The sequence below is a fragment of the Paraburkholderia sp. SIMBA_053 genome, assembly GCF_046534895.1.
GTDB classification, from domain to species: domain Bacteria; phylum Pseudomonadota; class Gammaproteobacteria; order Burkholderiales; family Burkholderiaceae; genus Paraburkholderia; species Paraburkholderia caledonica.
In genome coordinates this window covers 1-17802 of sequence record NZ_JAWRXU010000009.1, presented here as the reverse complement: position 1 = coordinate 17802, position 17802 = coordinate 1, and the positions used below count along the sequence as shown (strand labels likewise).

The following is a 17802-nucleotide window of genomic DNA, read 5'->3' as shown; positions in this document are numbered from 1 at the left end:
TGGATATCGCTAATCGGATGGGATTAGTTGCCGACGTTGTTAGAGTCGTTATACGTACCCATGTTTTTCGTCTTGTTGGCGTTGGTAGTCGCCGTGTTGGCGTTCGTTTGCGCCGTCGAGATGTTGCTCTGCGCGTTCTGCCCGGACATTTCAACTGCGAGGCCGGCGGTCTGGTTGCGCAGCGTCTGGCCAAACATCGAGTACACGCCAATTGCGGACACAGCGATTAGCGCGACGATGATGATGTATTCCGTCATGCCTTGGCCTAACTGCTTATCTTTGCGGCGGATCTGCGTAAGTTTCATGATTTTCTATTGAAAAATATTAAAGGTGTCTGGACACGGCTGTGCAAGCGGTTTTGTCCTGGATATTCCAATTTAGCCAGGATTCTTCTGCTTGAAACGTATCAGCGACAGTGTCGGGCAAAGTATAAGAATGTGAGTTGCATATGAATGGGTGAAATTTCCCAATCTCGACAACGTAATTCCTCTATTTGCGCCGCGAATAAGCGCAGACCATCTTTCGGTTTTGTCAGAAATGGTCGTTCCGCTGCTCGGTGCGGCACGGCTGGCAGCGCAGCTGCAGTGCTTCGCGTCGCACTGTATGACCTGCGGATCTTCGGTGAGCACGGTCGTCCGTGCAAGCTGAATGGACGGTCTTCGCGGCCTATGGATTATCCGAGTATTAATGCAGAAAATTCCTACGCGTTTTTCGTGTTTCCTGATTTTTAAAGATAGAGCCCAAAGTTAGATTCGCGATGCGCGAAAACTTTGTATCGAGCTTTAAAAGTGCCGGTCGGTTTTTTTGCGGGGAGCGTGTGCGCACGGTTTCTCAAATCGAACTGCAAGCGGGGCTTGCCCTCTATCTAGGGAATTTATGAATAAGTCGTATATCAGCGTCTGGAACGACGTTACCAGAACATGGGTGGCTGCGCCCGAGACTGCGAAGGCGCGCGGGCGTGCGACAGCTTCGTCCACTACCATCCCGGCTGATGCCGGTGTCGAGAGTCGCCCGGCAATCGCGTTGCAGGCTGCATTCATGCCGATTGCCATGGCAATCGGCGCAATGGGTATGTCCATGTTGCCGGGTACGGCGGCGGCACAGGCGACCACGGGGAGCGGCGGTCTTGAGCTGTGCCCTGGGCAGATGGGAACGGATGGAATGGGCTCGGCTTGGGGGCCGCTATCCAGCACCGTCGGCATGATGTCCTGTAGTCCTATCGGGACCGGGAATGAAGGGATGTCCTTCTCCTTGAATAACGGGGCGGCCGACAACGGCGCGTGGGGCTACGCTGACAATGCCATCACCGCTCGTGTCACCGGGTATGCGGATGGTCGCCTGGAACTCGTCGGGCAAGGTGGCATCTCCGTGCTCAATACCATGAACATGAGCGGTAACAAGATTACCGGCCTGGCAGCGGGCAATGTGTCATCGGGCAGTTCAGATGCGATTAACGGCGCGCAGCTCTATCAATACACCCGGTATTTTCAGGCGAACTCTCCGTCGTCCGAGCCGGCTAGCAGTGCGCTGGCAACAGGGGCGAGTTCGGTCGCTTCCGGGCCGTATGCAATAGCGCTTGGTAGCCACTCGAGTGCATACGGTGCAAACACCGTCGCACTGGCGTCGAACTCCGTCGCACTAGGTGCGGGTTCCGTTGCCAGCCGCAGCGACTCAGTGTCCGTCGGTTATTTGTCCGCAGACGGTGTATCGCAGTACACGAGACAGATCACGAACGTGACCGCAGGCGCTGCGGGCACTGACGCCGTCAACGTCAACCAGTTGAACGCCGCTATCGCAAGTGTCAACGGCGGAGGAGGCGGGCTTGCGGATAATGCCGTCGTCTATGACAGCTCGGCAGCTGCCCTGATTACGCTCAAAGGCACGAAGGGTACGAAGATCACGAACCTGACGGCTGGCGACATTTCATCGGGCTGGAGCACGGACGCGGTTAACGGCTCGCAGCTGTACCAGACGAACCAGAACGTTACGAACGTTGCAAATAACGTTGCCAACGTCGCAGGCAATCTGGCCAACGTAACCAATGTAGTCAATAACATCGTAAACAATGGCATCGCGGGCAATCCGCTCGTCGTTGCATACGACTCGTCGGCTCGCGACATAGTCACGCTTGGCGGTACAACGCAAACGGCGGCTGTCAAGCTGAGGAACGTGGCTGCCGGCGACATTTCCTCGGACACGAGCACTGAGGCCGTCAACGGCGGTCAGTTGTACACGACCAACCAGAACTTGAATGCTCTGGCGAACAACGTGACCAGTGCCGTGATTAACATCTATAACCACGGCGTCAAGTATTTCCACACGAATTCGACGCTGGCCGATTCGTCGGTCATCGGGGCGGAATCGGTGGCGATCGGCGGCCAGGCCATCGCATCGGCGGACAATTCCGTGGCCATCGGCTCCAATTCGTTGGCCGATCGCGCCAATGCGGTGTCGATCGGTTCGTCAACGACCCAGCGCCAAATTATCAACGTTGCCGCTGGTACGCAGAACAATGACGCAGTGAACCTCGGCCAGATGACCGCTGCGATCAACGCCGCCGCGGGCGGTGGTTCGCCGGACGCAGTGGTGTACGACTCATCGGCGCACACGAAGCTTACGCTTGGTGGCACGGCTGCCACGACGGCGGTCGGCTTGACAAACGTGGCGGCCGGTCAGGTTATTTCGGGCAGTAAAGATGCGGTGAATGGCTCGCAGTTGTACAACGCGGCGAGCAGCGTGGCGAACGCGCTGGGCGGTGGCGTGACTGTGAAGAACGACGGCACGATCACTGCGCCGGCCTACGCTATTAGCGAGACAACGTACAGCAACGTTGGCGACGCGCTCAATGCGCTCAGTACGACTACTGGGGATTTGGTCAACGCCTCCCAGTACATTAAGGTTGTTTCGGGTGCCAGAGCGGCGCAGGCGACTGGAGCGGAATCCATTGCCATCGGCGGCAGTGCAATGGCAACCGGCAGTTCTTCAGTGGCAATTGGTTCGGGCGCGAGCGCCAAGTTCGCGAATTCGACGGCGATCGGTGTCAACGCTGTCACGGACGCTGCAAACACGGTTTCCGTTGGCAGTCGAGGCGCTGAAACGCGCATCACGCACGTGGCCAACGGTATAGATGGTACGGACGCGGCCACGGTTGCTCAGTTGTCCGCATTGCAAACGCAGCTGCTGCAGGCCCAGCGGCAAAGCGGAGGCTTGAAGTCGACGCTGCTGGGCGCCACAGTTCCTGTGACAAACTACATCGCTGTTAGCGCGAATGTCACCACGGGTTCCAATACCTCCGCGTCGTCCGATCTGAACGCAATGGCGATTGGCCCGGTGGCATCGGCAGCGGGGATCGACGCCCTTGCGGTTGGCGCGGGCTCCATTGCTGGCGCCGATGGGGCGACGGCGGTCGGAACGCGCGCACAGATTGCGTCCGTCAACTCCACGGCGGTCGGCACCGGCGCAACGGTCGGCGCGCTGTCGGACAATTCGGTGGCAATCGGCTATAACAGCTACGCACGCGGCATCGGGGCGATGGGGATGGGCTCGTATGCCAGCGCTTCAGGCGCTGGTTCCGTCGCGATCGGCTATAACACGTTCGTCAACCCGTCTGCCACAAACGGTATGGCGCTAGGCATGAACGCGTCAGTGTCGGCGGTAAACGGCGTCGCGATCGGCTATAACTCCATCGCGGATCGTGCGAACGCGGTTTCGGTTGGCAGCAGCTTGCAAAAGAGTCAGATCATCAACGTTGCCGCGGGCACGAGCGGCACTGACGCAGTGAACGTCACCCAGTTGTCCGGCGTGACCTCCGCGATCGGAGGCGGCGCGGCAGTCAATTCCGATGGCACGATCAAAAAGCCTAGCTTCACGATTGGCGGCCAAACGTACACCGACGTTGGTTCAGCGATCGCGGCTGTCTCGAACGGCACTTCGAACGGAGTGCAATACGATACGACGTCGCGCACCAAGGTGACATTGGGCGGTGTGGGTGCATCGACAGCAGTGGCCCTAACCAACGTCGCAAACGGCGTGGCGGCAAGCGACGCGGTCAACGTTGCGCAGTTGCAGGCAATGGGTGGCACGTTCAACAGCAGCGGCGTGGTAACTAACGCATTCGTTGCCTATGACGACACGACGAAGAGCAAGGTGACATTGGGCGGCGCCGGCTCGACGAAGGCGGTGACGCTGACCAACGTGGCAAACGGCGTGGCGACGAGCGATGCAGTTAACGTTGCGCAGTTGCAGGCGATGGGTGGCACGTTCAACAGTAGCGGCGTGGTCACGAACGCATTCGTTGCCTATGACGACACGACCAAGAGCAAGGTGACATTGGGCGGCGCGGGTTCGACGAAGGCGGTGACGCTGACAAACGTCGCAAACGGCGTGGCAACGAGCGACGCGGTCAACGTTGCGCAGTTGCAGGCGATGGGCGGCACGTTCAACAGCAGCGGCGTGGTGACGAACGCTTTCGTTGCCTATGACGACACGACCAGCGGTAAGGTCACGCTGAAGGGCACGGGCGGCACGACGATCACGAACTTGAAGGCCGCCGCTGTCACGGCGATCAGCATGGAAGCAGTCAACGGTAGCCAGCTGTATCAGACGAATGCGAACGTTGCAAACGTGGCCGGAGACGTGGTGAACGTGACCAATACGGTCAACAACATCGTCAACGGTGGCGGCATCAAGTATTTCCACACGAACTCGACGCTCGCGGACTCATCGGCGACCGGTACGAACTCGGTGGCGATTGGCGGTGCAGCGAGCGCGTCGGCAAGCAATTCGGTTGCGTTGGGTTCGAACTCGGTGGCCAGCCGCGCGAACGCGGTGTCGGTTGGCGCAGCCGGATCGGAACGTCAGATCATCAACGTGGCGAACGGTACGAACGGCACTGATGCGGTGAACGTGCAGCAGCTGCAGGCGATGGGCGGCACGTTCAACAGCAGCGGCGTGGTAACGAACGCATTCGTTGCCTATGACGACACGACGAAGAGCAAGGTGACGCTGGGCGGCGCGGGCTCGACGAAGGCGGTGACGCTGACGAACGTGGCAAACGGCGTGGCGACGAGTGACGCAGTTAACGTTGCGCAGCTGCAGGCGATGGGCGGCACGTTCAACAGCAGCGGCGTGGTAACGAACGCATTCGTTGCCTATGACGACACGACGAAGAGCAAGGTGACGCTGGGCGGCGCGGGCTCGACGAAGGCGGTGACGCTGACGAACGTGGCAAACGGCGTGGCGACGAGCGACGCGGTCAACGTTGCGCAGTTGCAGGCAATGGGCGGCACATTCAACAGCAGCGGCGTTGTAACGAACGCATTCGTTGCCTCTGACGATACGACGAAGAGCAAGGTGACGCTGGGCGGCACGGGTTCGACGAAGGCGGTGACGCTGACGAACGTGGCAAACGGCGTGGCGACGAGCGACGCAGTCAACGTTGCGCAGCTGCAGGCGATGGGTGGCACGTTCAACAGCAGCGGCGTGGTAACGAACGCGTTCGTTGCCTATGACGACACGACGAAGAGCAAGGTGACGCTGGGCGGCGTGGGTTCCTCCACGGCGGTAGTGCTTACGAATCTCGCAGCTGGGCAGATCAACGCGTCTAGCCGCGAAGCTGTGAATGGCTCGCAGTTGTACAGTACGGCCAGCAGTGTCGCGCAAGCGCTGGGTGGCGGAGCGGCGGTCAGTAAGGACGGCACGATCTCGGCGCCGGGCTACTTGATCAGCGGCACGACATACAACGATGCTGGCTCGGCATTTGGCGCGATCGATGGTCAGCTTGCAAGCATCAATGAAAACTACGCCAGCAACCTCAAGTATGTGAAGGTTGTTTCCACGCAGTCGGCCGCGCAGGCAAGCGGTCAAGAAGCTATCGCTATCGGCGGCAGTGCAATGGCCACCGGCAACTCCGCGCTGGCAATTGGTACGGGTGCAAGCGCCAAGTTTGCAAACTCGACGGCGATCGGTGTCAACGCTGTTACGGACGCTGCCAATACGGTCTCCGTGGGCAGTCGCGGCGCTGAAATGCGCATCACGCATGTAGCAAACGGTGTTGCTACGACTGACGCGGCCACGGTCGGTCAGTTGGCCGCATTGCAAACGCAGCTCGTGCAAGCTACGCAGCAAAGTACTGGTCTGAGGTCGATGTTGCTGGGCGCTGCTGTTCCGGTGACAAGTTACATTGCCGTGAGCAGCAATGTCACCACTGGCGCCAACACGAGCGCCTCCACCGATATGAACGCAATGGCGATAGGCCCCGTGGCATCCGCTGCGGGCGTCGACGCCCTCGCACTTGGCGCAGGTTCTATCGCTGGCGCCAGTGAATCTACCGCGATCGGAGCAAGAGCACAGATCGCGTCTGACTTCTCGACAGCGATCGGCGCGGGTGCAACGATTGCGGCCCACGTCGATAATTCAGTGGCGATCGGCTACAACAGCTACGTGTCGGGAGTGGACGGATTGGCGTTGGGCGCGGCTGCCAGCGCGTCAGGCTCCAATTCTGTAGCGATAGGCTATAACACATTCGTTGCCCCATCAGCCACTAACGGCGTGGCAATGGGCACCGGTTCCTCGGCTAGCGCCGCGAACGCTGTCGCAATCGGCTACAACGCAGTTGCAGACCGTGCAAACGCTGTTTCGGTTGGTAGCAGCACACAACAGAGTCAGATCATCAACGTCGCTCCTGGTACGAAAAATACCGACGCGGTGAACCTGGCCCAGATGAATACTGCTATCGCAGCTGTTGCTGGCGGCGGCGCACCTAACGCGGTGGTCTATGACACGTCACTGCACACCAAGGTGACGTTGAACTCCGCAGGCGCGCCTGTAACCGTGTCAAACGTGGCAGATGGTGTGGCCAACAACGACGCTGTGAACGTCGAGCAGCTGAAGGCAATGGGCGCAACCATCGGCACGAGTGGCAACGTCACGAATGCATTTGTTGCGTACGACAGTACGAGCAAGAACCAGGTGACGTTCGGTGGTACTGCCTCGACGACCCCAGTCGTTCTCGCAAACGTCGGCGCCGGCCTCGTGACGTCGACCAGCACGCAGGCAATCAACGGTTCGCAGCTCTATGGTGCGATGAGCAGCACTGCTGCCGCGCTGGGCGGCGGCTCGTCGGTATCGGCGAACGGCACGGTCACGAAGCCAAGCTATCAGCTCAACGGCGGGACATACAGCGACGTAGGTGCGGCATTGATCGCGATCGCATCGGCCAACGGCACGGGCTCGCCTAATGCTGTGCTGTATGACACTTCTGCACACACGTCGGTGACACTCGGCGTCACCGGTTCGCCGGTGAAGGTGTCGAACGTCTCTGATGGCGTGGCTAACAACGACGCAGTCAACGTCGCGCAGCTGAAGGCAATGGGCGCGACCATCGGCACGAGCGGCAACGTGACGAACGCGTTCGTCGCATACGACGATACGAGTAGGACCAAGGTGACGTTCGGTCTTGGCGGTTCCACCACGCCGGTGATTCTTTCGAACGTCGGCTCGGGCCAGGTGTCGTCAAGCAGCACCCAGGCAATCAACGGCTCGCAGCTGTATGGCGCGATGAGCAGCACGGCAGCCGCGCTGGGCGGCAGTTCGTCGGTGACGGCGAACGGTGCGATCTCCAAGCCGGCTTATTCGCTGGACGGCCAAACGTTTACCGATGTCGGCGCAGCGCTGACGGCGGTGAACGCTAAGGCGGCTACTGGGTCGGTGAACGGTGTGGTGTACGACTCGTCGGCGCATGACAAGCTGACCTTGGGTGGTGTCGGTTCCACCATCCCGGTGACGCTGGCAAACGTCGCCGACGCCATGAGCGATGACCAGGCAGTCAACCTCAAGCAACTGAAGGCGGCTGGCTTGAACGTAGACCCGACGGGCAACGTGACGAACTCGTTCGTCGCATACGACAATGCTACGAAGGCTACGGTGACCTTTAACGCGGGCGGCGCGCCGACCCAGTTGAAGAACGTAGCTGCCGGTACCGACGGTACTGATGCGGTCAACGTCAACCAGATGCAGACGTACGTCGATCAGAAGACGGGCGGCGGGGGTAACGCGACGAACGCCGTCTCGTACGACGATGCTTCCAGGACTCAGGTGACGTTGGGTGGCGCAGGTTCGGCTACGCCGGTCACGCTGACCAATGTGGCTGACGGCAAGAACGCAACCGACGCTGTCAGCTACGGCCAGTTCTCTGCCTTGGAAAACACGGTGAAGAATATTTCGGATACCGGTTCGACCTACGTCAACATCAACAACCCCGGCTCCAATGGCACTGCTGCGGTTGCTTCCGGGACGGATTCGATCGCAATCGGTAACGGTGCCGTTGCGTCGGGTAGCGAATCGATTGCAATTGGCAAGAACACCAAGACGACGGGTGACAGCTCGGTCGCCATGGGTTCCGGTGCTTCTGCTACCAATGCCAACGCGGTTGCTCTCGGTGCCAACTCGACAACGGATCGCGACAACACGGTATCGGTGGGTTCCACCGGAGCCGAGCGTCAGATCACCAACGTCGCGGCGGGCACTCAGGCAACCGACGCCGTCAACGTGGGCCAGTTGAACAATGCCATGGGCAACATGAGCAATACGATCAACAACGTTGACCGGAGTGCTGCCAAGGGTATTGCTGCGGCATCGGCGCTGAACATCGTCACGCCGTACCTGCCGGGTCGCACCACGCTGAACGCGGGTGTCGCGAACTACCGTGGCTACCAGGCCGTCGGTCTGGGCGTGTCCCGCTGGAACGAGAAGGGCACCGTCAACTACAACCTTGGCGTGTCCACCTCGGGCGGCAATAGCACCATCGTTCGCGCTGGTATCGGCATCGTCCTCGGCAACTAAGCAATGGCCGTAAGGCCTTCAATAGAAGCTTGAGACGTTAGCTGTCGGGGTCGCACGGGAAGTTTCCGTGCGGCCCCTCTTTCCATGAGAAAACAGACATGAAGTACTCTTTAATTGCCATCGCGTTTGCCGCGATGCTCGCCGGCTGCTCGTCATCTGCGACTCGCGACCGGTTGCAGATTCAGGATCCCACAGTCCTGCAGGACGGCTTCAGCACCACGCAAAGTCAGGCTGCCGGGGCTGCAACGCCGCAGTGGATCGAGACATATGGCGGCATCAAGAACAATGCACTGATGGATGCCGTCCAACGCCGCTTGCAAGCGCTCGGCGAGCAAAAAAAGAATTACTTCGGCGACAAGGCGCAGTGCTGGCTGAACGCCGCAAGCGCCGAGCGATACAGCCGGGATAACTGGGGTTTTATCGAGGAAGCACTAGTTCAGGCCAATCGCCTCACTACCGCGCTCGAGAGCGGTCAAGGCCTGTCTGTCGACAATCCTGAGTTGCGGACCGCTTCAGTTATCCGCCCCGACCTGTGGAAGCGGATTCTTGAGGTGAAGACCTCGCCGCTGTTCCCACAATGCCAGGAAGCGCAGCGTTTGACGGCGTGTTCCGAGGTCGAGATGATTCATGCCGGCCACGAGGCCTGGACAAGAAACTTCGATCAGAGTCAGCGGCTGGTAGATGGTGTAGAGAAAGGACTGCCGGGTATGGGCGCCGCGCTCGCAGCCTGCACCCCGCCGACGGCCGCCGCGCCGATGCCGGTCATGCTCAAGAAGATGACGTTGCAAGCTGACGCGACGTTCAAGTTCGACAGGAGTGATTCGGGCGGCATGCAGCCCGCCGGCAAGGCGAAACTCGACCAGCTTGTCCGCGATTTGAAGCAGGCCGACGACGTGACCGGCATCAGGATCGAGGGTTATACCGACCGCCTGGGTAGTGACAGCTACAACCGTCAACTGTCTGCGAAGCGCGCAGAGACCGTGAAGCGTTATTTGCAAACCGGCGGCGTCACTGTACCGATAGGCTCGCGCGGCCGCGGCAAGGAAAATCCCGTAGTTGAGTGTAGCGAGCGCAACCGCGAGGCTCTGATCGACTGCCTTGCACCGAACCGTCGCGTCGAACTGGAATTCGCGCGCGGTGACGCACAGAATCCCGTGCTGTCAAAAAGCACACAGATGCAAAACCAGCAGGAACAGTGAAACCAGGAATGGCCCGTCCGGCGATGTGGCCATTCCTTTTCACGCAGCTGCGATAAGTATCAGGGGCGCAGAGTTCGCGCTCCGTCCCGATCCGCTCGCCGCCGGTTTCAGCCTGCACACGCAGTTCTGCGCTGTGCCGACGTGTGTTCACTCTCGGCGACGGCTACATCTTTCCTGCAAGAGGTTGCAGATTACTAACGCGGGACCGGGCTGCCGCGGTAATCCGCGGTCTGGCTTGCTGATCTCCGCGGAGCGCGAAATTTCCACTACTCGTTTAGGAAATGTCCCAAGCATATTGCAGAGCTATCGCTTCACGCTGTGGAAACATGTTCGCAAGGCATTGTTAAAATCAATGTGAGTTTCGCTGCGCTATCTCTGTTTTATTTTGCGCCCCTTGATTAATAAGAAAATAAACGGAGCTGAAAATGAAAAGAATTGCGATCATTGACGATCACCCAATAATTCGTGGAACGATAGCCAGCGTACTGCGCGCCGACCCGGAACTTGAGGTGGTGGGAGAGTGCGGTGACGGAGAAGAGGGCCTGCAGATGGTCCTGAAAGAAAAGCCAGATCTCGTGATTATTGATCTCGACCTGCCTAGACTCGACGGACTATCTATCATCCGGCGCATTCGCGAAGAAAATCTGAAGATCTGCATTCTGGTTCTTTCGGCGAAGCCGGAAGATGTGATGGCTGCATATATGCGAGCCGCTGGTGCCAATGGCTATGTAGGTAAGGGCCGTCAAATGAGCGAGTTGATCACGGCGCTTAAGACTATTCTGTTCGGCTACGACTGTTTTCCGGCTGATGCTACTGGCTCTATGCCGGAGAATCCGTTGAGCGCATTGTCGGTGCGCGAAGTGGAAGTATTGCAGCACCTTGCTCGCGGTGCGAGTAATCGCGATATTGCCAGCCGCCTATTCCTGAGCGACAAAACAGTGAGCACCTACAAGGGCCGCATTCAGGAGAAACTTGGGCTGTCGTCGCTGGCGGCATTGATTGAGTTCGCATCGTTGCACAAGCTGGTCGACTAGATTTTTTGCGGTATGGATAAGACGAATTTCAACTGTGCTTTCGAGCCCGTCGAGCTTTCTGAGCCGACGGAGCCTTTTGATCCCGGCTATCTCGACGCGCTCGCAACCGAAGGCGTCGACCTCAACGCGTTTCTGAACGGCTGGTGTCGAGCGATGCGTGACGATCTCGGCCGCCTCAGCGACCTACGTTGCGAACTCGAATCGGCGCAATTGCCGGCCTTGCTGCACAGAGTGAGTGGCGCGGTGGGTCTCGTGGGCGCACAGCACTTAATGCACGCACTGCGGCACGCGAGTACCGCGCCGTCTGAGCGCAGTGCCGGCTCCATTGACGCACTCATAGCGCGTGGAAGGACTTTGATCGCGCAACTGGAAGCAGCGTCTTATCCACACCGGAACACATCATCATGAATAGGCCGCTGGCGTTGATACAGGGCGCTCTGGCGCTTCCCAGTGCACGCCCGCTGTCGGGTCTGCCTCCGCCTTTCGGATCGTGGCGGCGGTCGACGTCGCACAGACAGCAACGCGCGCCTCAAGCGGCGATCCCGGGCGTGCCGCGATATGCAGCATCTGCGAACCATCGCGGTCGAATTCCGCAGAACCCAAGAATTCTGTTCCTCTACAAGCTGCCACAGCGGCGAGACGATTCGCATCGGTTCGATGAACAATTGGCTGAAGCGAAACGTTACCTCCAGGCAGATCACACACGGCCGAGGTCGTCACGGTCGGACCATATTCTGAGCGCGGCCATCTTCGTGAGTTGCAGCATAGCGCTCGCTTGGCTACTCGCGACATGTTCCACACACGAAGTCGCCGGCAGCTTTGAACCGGCGGCGAGACCGTCTACCGCGGCGATACAAGCCGGCCCCGTCATAGTAAATCCGTTAGCGAATGTTCGGCCTGAGTTGGCCCAAACCGCGTCAGAAGCAGTAGAAACGCATTCAACGATTACGCACGCGTTGTCGTCAGTAAAGGCTGCGTCGCCGGATGCCGTGCATCCTGTCGAGACGCCAAGCCTGTCCCAGCGCGCGGAGTCGCAACGGTCAGCGAACAAGTCCCGCCATACCGTCGCGGCTGACCGTGTCGCGAAGCTCCGTCGATCGACTGCGGTGGGTCACGCAATCGACGCAGAGATCGAACAGCATGCACGGTTGAGTCGTCCTATCGAATCTCCGGTGCGCCTGTCTCTGTCGAGCCAGCCGGGAACGGCTACATCGCAATCGTCTGCGAACGATTCCGTGGAGCGCGCCGCGTTGCGCGATTGGGCTGTGCAGCAGCGGCGCGCAAATGTCAGTGTGCGTGCAAGTGGGCCTGCGCCGGGCGACATCGACTGGAATGCGCACATGACGCAGCGCCGGATCACCGACAACCCGGCGGCGTTCCAGACGGGCCACTCACAGTAATAATCGACGAAAAAAAAGCCCGACCAAGGTCGGGCTTTGAAAGTCGGCTGCGCCCTCCACAGGACGCAGCCCCTGCAAAACAGCCAAGCTGTTTGCGTTGCCGCGATGCTTAAGCGGCCAGCAGCGAACGCAGTACGAACGGCAGAATACCGCCGTGCTTGTAGTAGTCCACTTCGATCGGCGTGTCGATACGCAGCAGCACCGGAACGCGTTTCTCGCTGCCGTCCTTGCCGCGAATCACGAGCGTCACTTCCTGCTGCGGCTTGAAGTCTGCGCCGAGGCCTTCGATGTCGTACGTTTCTTCGCCGGTGATGCCGAGCGACTGCACGCTATCCGAGCCCTTGAACTGCAGCGGCAGAACGCCCATGCCGACCAGATTCGAACGGTGGATCCGCTCGAAGCTGCGTGCGACCACAGCCTTCACGCCCAGCAATTGCGTGCCCTTTGCAGCCCAGTCACGCGACGAACCGGTGCCGTACTCTTCACCTGCAAACACGATGGTCGGCGTGCCGGCGTCGATGTACTTCATCGCTGCGTCGTAGATCGACAGTTGTTCGCCGCTCGGCTGATGAATCGTCAGGCCGCCTTCCACGCGCGAGCCGTCTGCCTTCGCCGGGATCATCAGGTTCTTGATCCGGACGTTCGCGAACGTGCCGCGCATCATCACGTCGTGGTTGCCGCGGCGCGAGCCGTAGCTGTTGAAGTCGGCCTTCTGCACGCCGTTTTCCTTCAGCCACTTGCCTGCCGGCGAGTCTTCCTTGATCGAGCCAGCCGGGCTGATGTGGTCGGTCGTGACCGAGTCACCGAAAATGCCCAATGCGCGCGCGTTTTTGACTGCCGCGATGCTGTCGGCCGGCGTCATCGAGAAATCGTTGCCGAAGAACGGCGGCTCGGCGATGTACGTCGACTTCGGCCAGTCGTAGACCTGACCTTCTTCGCCTTCGATCTTGCTCCAAAGGTCGCCCTTCTTGGTCAGCGACGCGTAGTTCTTGCGGAACGCGTCCGCGTCCAGCGCAAACTTGAGCAGGTCGTTGACTTCGTCGCTGGTCGGCCAGATGTCGCCGAGGTACACGTCCTTGCCGCCTTTGCCCTTGCCGACCGGTTCGGTCATCAGGTCGCGCGTGATATTGCCGGCGATAGCGTAAGCCACGACCAGCGGCGGCGAGGCCAGGAAGTTCGCGCGGATGTTCGGGTGAATACGCGCTTCGAAGTTACGGTTGCCCGACAGAACCGCTGCCGCGACGATGTCGTTCTTCGTAATGGCTTCGTTCAGTTCCGGCGTCAGGTCGCCCGCGTTGCCGATACAGGTGGTGCAACCGTACGCAGCCAGCGTGAAGCCCAGTTTGTCCAGATACGGCAGCAGGCCGGTTTTCGTCAGGTACTCGGTGACGATACGCGATCCCGGAGCCAGCGACGTCTTGATGTGCGGAGCGACCGTGAGGCCGGCTTCGACAGCTTTCTTCGCGAGCAGGCCGGCGGCCAGCAGCACGCTCGGGTTCGACGTGTTCGTGCACGACGTGATGGCGGCGATCAGCACGTCGCCATTCTTCACGTTGACGCCGTTGCTCGTGGTGTACTGCGCGTCGAGATCGGCTTCCTTCTTGGCAAAGCCGTTTTCTGCCACCGGCTTCGAAAACAGGTCGCTGAAGGTCGACTTCACATTGCCGATTTCGATGCGGTCTTGCGGGCGCTTCGGGCCAGCCAGCGACGGCGCGACGGTGCCGAGATCCAGCGTCACGACCTTCGTGAAGTCGATGTCGCCTTCCTTCGGAATACCGAACAGGTTCTGAGCCTTGAAGTAGTTCTGGAACGCCGAGATTTCAGCGTCCGTGCGGCCCGTGCCCTTGAAGTAGTCGATGGTTTTTTCGTCGACCGGGAAGAAGCCCATGGTCGCGCCGTATTCCGGCGCCATGTTGCCGATCGTCGCGCGGTCCGGCAGCGACAGCGAGCGCGTGCCTTCTCCGAAAAACTCGACGAACTTGCCGACAACCTTTTCCTTGCGCAGCAGTTCGGTGATGGTCAGCACCAGGTCGGTCGCCGTCACGCCTTCGCGCAGCTTGCCCTTCAGGTTCACGCCGACCACGTCCGGCGTCAGGAAGTACACCGGCTGGCCGAGCATGCCGGCTTCAGCTTCGATACCGCCCACGCCCCAGCCCACTACGCCGATACCGTTGATCATCGTGGTGTGGCTGTCGGTGCCGACCAGCGAATCCGGGTAGTACACGGTGTCCGCGCCTTCGGCCTTCTTGTGCACGCCGCGTGCGAGGTATTCGAGGTTCACCTGGTGAACGATGCCGACGCCCGGCGGCACGACCTTGAACGTGTCGAATGCCTGCATGCCCCACTTCATGAACTGGTAGCGCTCGTTGTTGCGCTGGAATTCCAGTTTCATGTTCAGGTCGAGTGCATTCTTTTCGCGGAAGTGATCGATCTGCACCGAGTGGTCAACCACCAGATCGACCGGGACCAGCGGTTCGATCGACTTCGGATTCTTGCCCACGCGTTGCGCCACGCCGCGCATTGCCGCGATGTCGGCGAGCAGCGGCACGCCGGTGAAGTCCTGCAGCACGACACGCGACACGACGAACGGGATTTCGTCGACGCGCGGAGCGGTCGGCTTCCAGTTCGCCAGTTGCGTGATGTGTTCTTCGGCGATTTTCTTGCCGTCGTAGTTACGCAGCACCGATTCCAGCACGATTCGGATCGAAACCGGCAGGCGGTCGATCTTGATGTTCAGTGCCTTGCCGAGTTGCGGCAGGGAATAGAACTTGCCTTTGCCGGAACCGCTGTCGAATTCCTTGAGCGTTTTGTGGAGGTTGTGGGCCATGGTGTTTTCCTTGGTTTGATCGCGGAACTACAGTACTTAACTTGACTAGATGACGTACAAATCGACGTACTCATTGACCGGCATGGCTTCGAGCCGTGCCTGATCCAGCGACATGTCGAGAATCGCCAGTTGTTGCTTGACCGGGAAGCGGCGCGCGAGGTTGGTCTTGAACTTCTCCACCAGCAACGGAATTCCGTCTTCGCGACGACGCTTGTGACCGATCGGGTATTCGACTACGACTTCGTCGAACTTTGATCCGTCGTTGAATTCGATCGTCAGTGCATTGGCGATCGAACGCTTTTCGGGATCGTGGTAATCCTTTGTGAACTGCGGGTCTTCTACACATGCCATTTTTGCGCGCAGCACGTCGATACGCGCGTCTTGCGCGACTGCGTCTTCGTAATCCGCAGCCGTCAGTCGGCCGAAGATCAGCGGCACAGCAATCATGTACTGAATGCAATGATCGCGGTCGGCCGGATTGTCGAGCGGACCTTTTTTATCGATGATGCGTAGCGCGGCTTCGTGTGTGCGGATCGTGATCTTGCGGATGTCTTCCACGCGCCTGCCTTGCATCTGAAGCTGCGCATGCAACGACATCGCCGCTTCCACGGCGGTTTGCGCGTGGAACTCGGCCGGAAACGATATCTTGAACAGCACGTTTTCCATCACATAGGAACCGTACGGGCGCTGGAACTTGAACTCGTTGCCCTTGAAGAGCACGTCGTAAAAGCCCCACGTTTTCGCGGTCAGCACCGACGGATAGCCCATCTCGCCCGTCTTCGAAATAAGCGCGAGACGGACTGCGCGCGAGGTCGCGTCGCCCGCGGCCCACGATTTGCGCGAGCCGGTGTTCGGCGCGTGGCGATACGTGCGCAGCGCTTGCCCGTCGACGAGCGCCTGCGAGACCGCATTGATCAGCTCGTCGCGCGTGAGGCCGATCATTTGACCGACTACCGCCGTCGACGCGAGCTTTACCAGCAATACATGATCGAGCCCGACCTTGTTGAAGGAGTTTTCGAGCGCGATACAGCCTTGAATTTCGTGCGCCTTGATCATTGCGATCAACACGTCTTTCATCGCAAGCGGCGCTTTGCCGGCTGCGATGGCAGTGCGCGAGAGCCAGTCGGCTGTCGCGAGAATTCCGCCCAGATTATCCGACGGATGCCCCCATTCGGCGGCGAGCCAGGTGTCGTTGAAGTCGAGCCAGCGGATCATGGCCCCAATGTTGAAGGCGGCCTGAACGGGATCGAGCTGAAACGACGTGCCCGGCACCTTTGCACCGTTGGGGACGATCGTGCCCGGCACGATGGGTCCCAACAGCTTGGTGCAGGCGGGGTAGGTAAGCGCCTCGAGTCCGCAGCCGAGCGTATCGATCAGACAATGACGCGCGGTTTCCAGCGCGAGCGCGCTGTCGATCTGATAATCCAGAACGTAATCGACGATATCGACCAGGACTTTGTCCGGATCGGGTCGCACGTTGGAAATCGGAGCGGACATCGGGGAGCTTTCCTGACGACGTGATTAGTTGCCGAGCTTGTTGATTGCGTTCGACTGCGTCGGGGCCGGTGCGCCCTGCGCCATCGCCGCCGTTTGGCATTCGTCGGCCAGACGCGAGCTGTCCTTGTCCTGGAACAGCATGGCCTTGGTCGGGATCACGACCAGATCCATACCGGTTGCGGCGTCGTGGAAACGGTCTGCGCCCGTGGTGGTCGCTTCGCGCGGCAGGTTGTAGTTTTTGTTCGCCCAGTGAACCGTGACGATCTGGTCACGCTTCATGTCGCCCTTCAGTTCGAAGGCCAGACCTTCCTTGCACGACCACTTTTCCGCGCCTTCCGGTACCGGATCGACCTTGGCTTCCTTGGCGGGGTTTTCCTTACGCTTGATGAGGCGGCGCGGTTGCGGGCGCTTTGCAACAGCCTTCTTGGCAGCCGGCTTTGCGGCAGTCGCCGTTTCTGCGGCGGCGTCGGTCGCGACGGTCAACATTGTGGTGGACAGGGCGCCGACGACGGCGGCGATCAACAGCTTGTTCATGGGAGAAAACCTTTCTATCTAATTTCAGTTAAACATTGCGCGGGCTACCGGTCCTGGCGGCCGCGGGGTTGAACTGCACGCGCCTTGGAAGCGCACAGCGACCGCTATTTTCTCCTATTTAGCGGCACGTACTTCAAATTCTCAGGTCCGGTGTAATTCGCGCTCGGGCGAATGATCTTGTTGTCGATCCGCTGCTCGATGATGTGCGCGCTCCACCCGGCCGTGCGAGCAATGACGAAAAGCGGCGTGAACATCGCCGTGGGCACGCCCATCATGTGATACGACACGGCGCTGAACCAGTCCAGGTTGGGGAACATCTTCTTCGCTTCCCACATCACCGATTCGAGTCTTTCCGCGATGTCGAAGAGCTTGTTGTTGCCCGCTTCCTGCGAAAGCTTCTTCGCCACTTCCTTGATGACCTTGTTGCGCGGGTCCGAGATCGTGTAGACCGGGTGACCGAAGCCGATCAC

At 59.8% G+C, this 17802-nt stretch carries 10 protein-coding genes; 5 read left to right on the top strand and 5 right to left on the bottom strand.

Translation table 11 applies throughout. The features are described 5' to 3' along the window. Positions 1 to 23: 23 nt before the first annotated feature. Positions 24 to 305, bottom strand: a complete 282-nt coding sequence (locus tag SB753_RS23900; RefSeq protein ID WP_410802145.1) for a Flp family type IVb pilin — start codon at positions 303 to 305, stop codon at positions 24 to 26. Positions 306 to 876: 571 nt separating this feature from the next. Here SB753_RS23900 and SB753_RS23895 point away from each other — a divergent pair. The 5 genes from SB753_RS23895 to SB753_RS23875 all read left to right on the top strand — a co-directional run bounded on the left by SB753_RS23895 (position 877) and on the right by SB753_RS23875 (position 12474). Next, positions 877 to 8841 (top strand): YadA-like family protein, encoded by a 7965-nt coding sequence (locus tag SB753_RS23895; protein WP_410802143.1) that lies wholly within the window; start codon positions 877 to 879, stop codon positions 8839 to 8841. 98 nt (positions 8842 to 8939) lie between these two features. Beyond that, complete coding sequence (locus tag SB753_RS23890) at positions 8940 to 10040, top strand: OmpA family protein (RefSeq protein WP_410802141.1); 1101 nt, start codon at positions 8940 to 8942, stop codon at positions 10038 to 10040. Positions 10041 to 10465: 425 nt separating this feature from the next. Next, positions 10466 to 11074 carry a response regulator transcription factor gene (locus SB753_RS23885; protein ID WP_088176654.1) on the top strand — a complete coding sequence of 203 codons (609 nt, stop codon included), beginning with the start codon at positions 10466 to 10468 and terminating at the stop codon, positions 11072 to 11074. A gap of 12 nt (positions 11075 to 11086) precedes the next feature. Then, positions 11087 to 11482, top strand: a complete 396-nt coding sequence (locus tag SB753_RS23880) for a hypothetical protein (protein WP_088176655.1) — start codon at positions 11087 to 11089, stop codon at positions 11480 to 11482. A 548-nt stretch (positions 11483 to 12030) separates the two neighbouring features. Continuing rightward, a complete protein-coding gene (locus SB753_RS23875; RefSeq protein WP_310359745.1) occupies positions 12031 to 12474 on the top strand; it encodes a hypothetical protein in 444 nt (147 codons plus the stop codon). A 109-nt stretch (positions 12475 to 12583) separates the two neighbouring features. Here the strand turns inward: SB753_RS23875 and acnA are convergent, their stop codons facing one another. From acnA to SB753_RS23855, 4 genes are all read right to left on the bottom strand, one after another. Beyond that, positions 12584 to 15301, bottom strand: coding sequence for an aconitate hydratase AcnA (gene acnA, locus SB753_RS23870; RefSeq protein WP_020071576.1), 2718 nt, complete (start codon positions 15299 to 15301; stop codon positions 12584 to 12586). 45 nt (positions 15302 to 15346) lie between these two features. Continuing rightward, positions 15347 to 16798, bottom strand: coding sequence for a bifunctional 2-methylcitrate dehydratase/aconitate hydratase (locus SB753_RS23865; protein ID WP_410802139.1), 1452 nt, complete (start codon positions 16796 to 16798; stop codon positions 15347 to 15349). 24 nt (positions 16799 to 16822) lie between these two features. Then, positions 16823 to 17332: a hypothetical protein gene (locus tag SB753_RS23860; RefSeq protein WP_020071578.1), complete on the bottom strand. Its 510-nt coding sequence runs from the start codon at positions 17330 to 17332 to the stop codon at positions 16823 to 16825. Between the two features lie 104 nt (positions 17333 to 17436). Then, positions 17437 to 17802, bottom strand: a 366-nt coding sequence (locus SB753_RS23855) for a citrate/2-methylcitrate synthase (RefSeq protein ID WP_410802137.1), incomplete at its 5' end; no start/stop codon positions are given.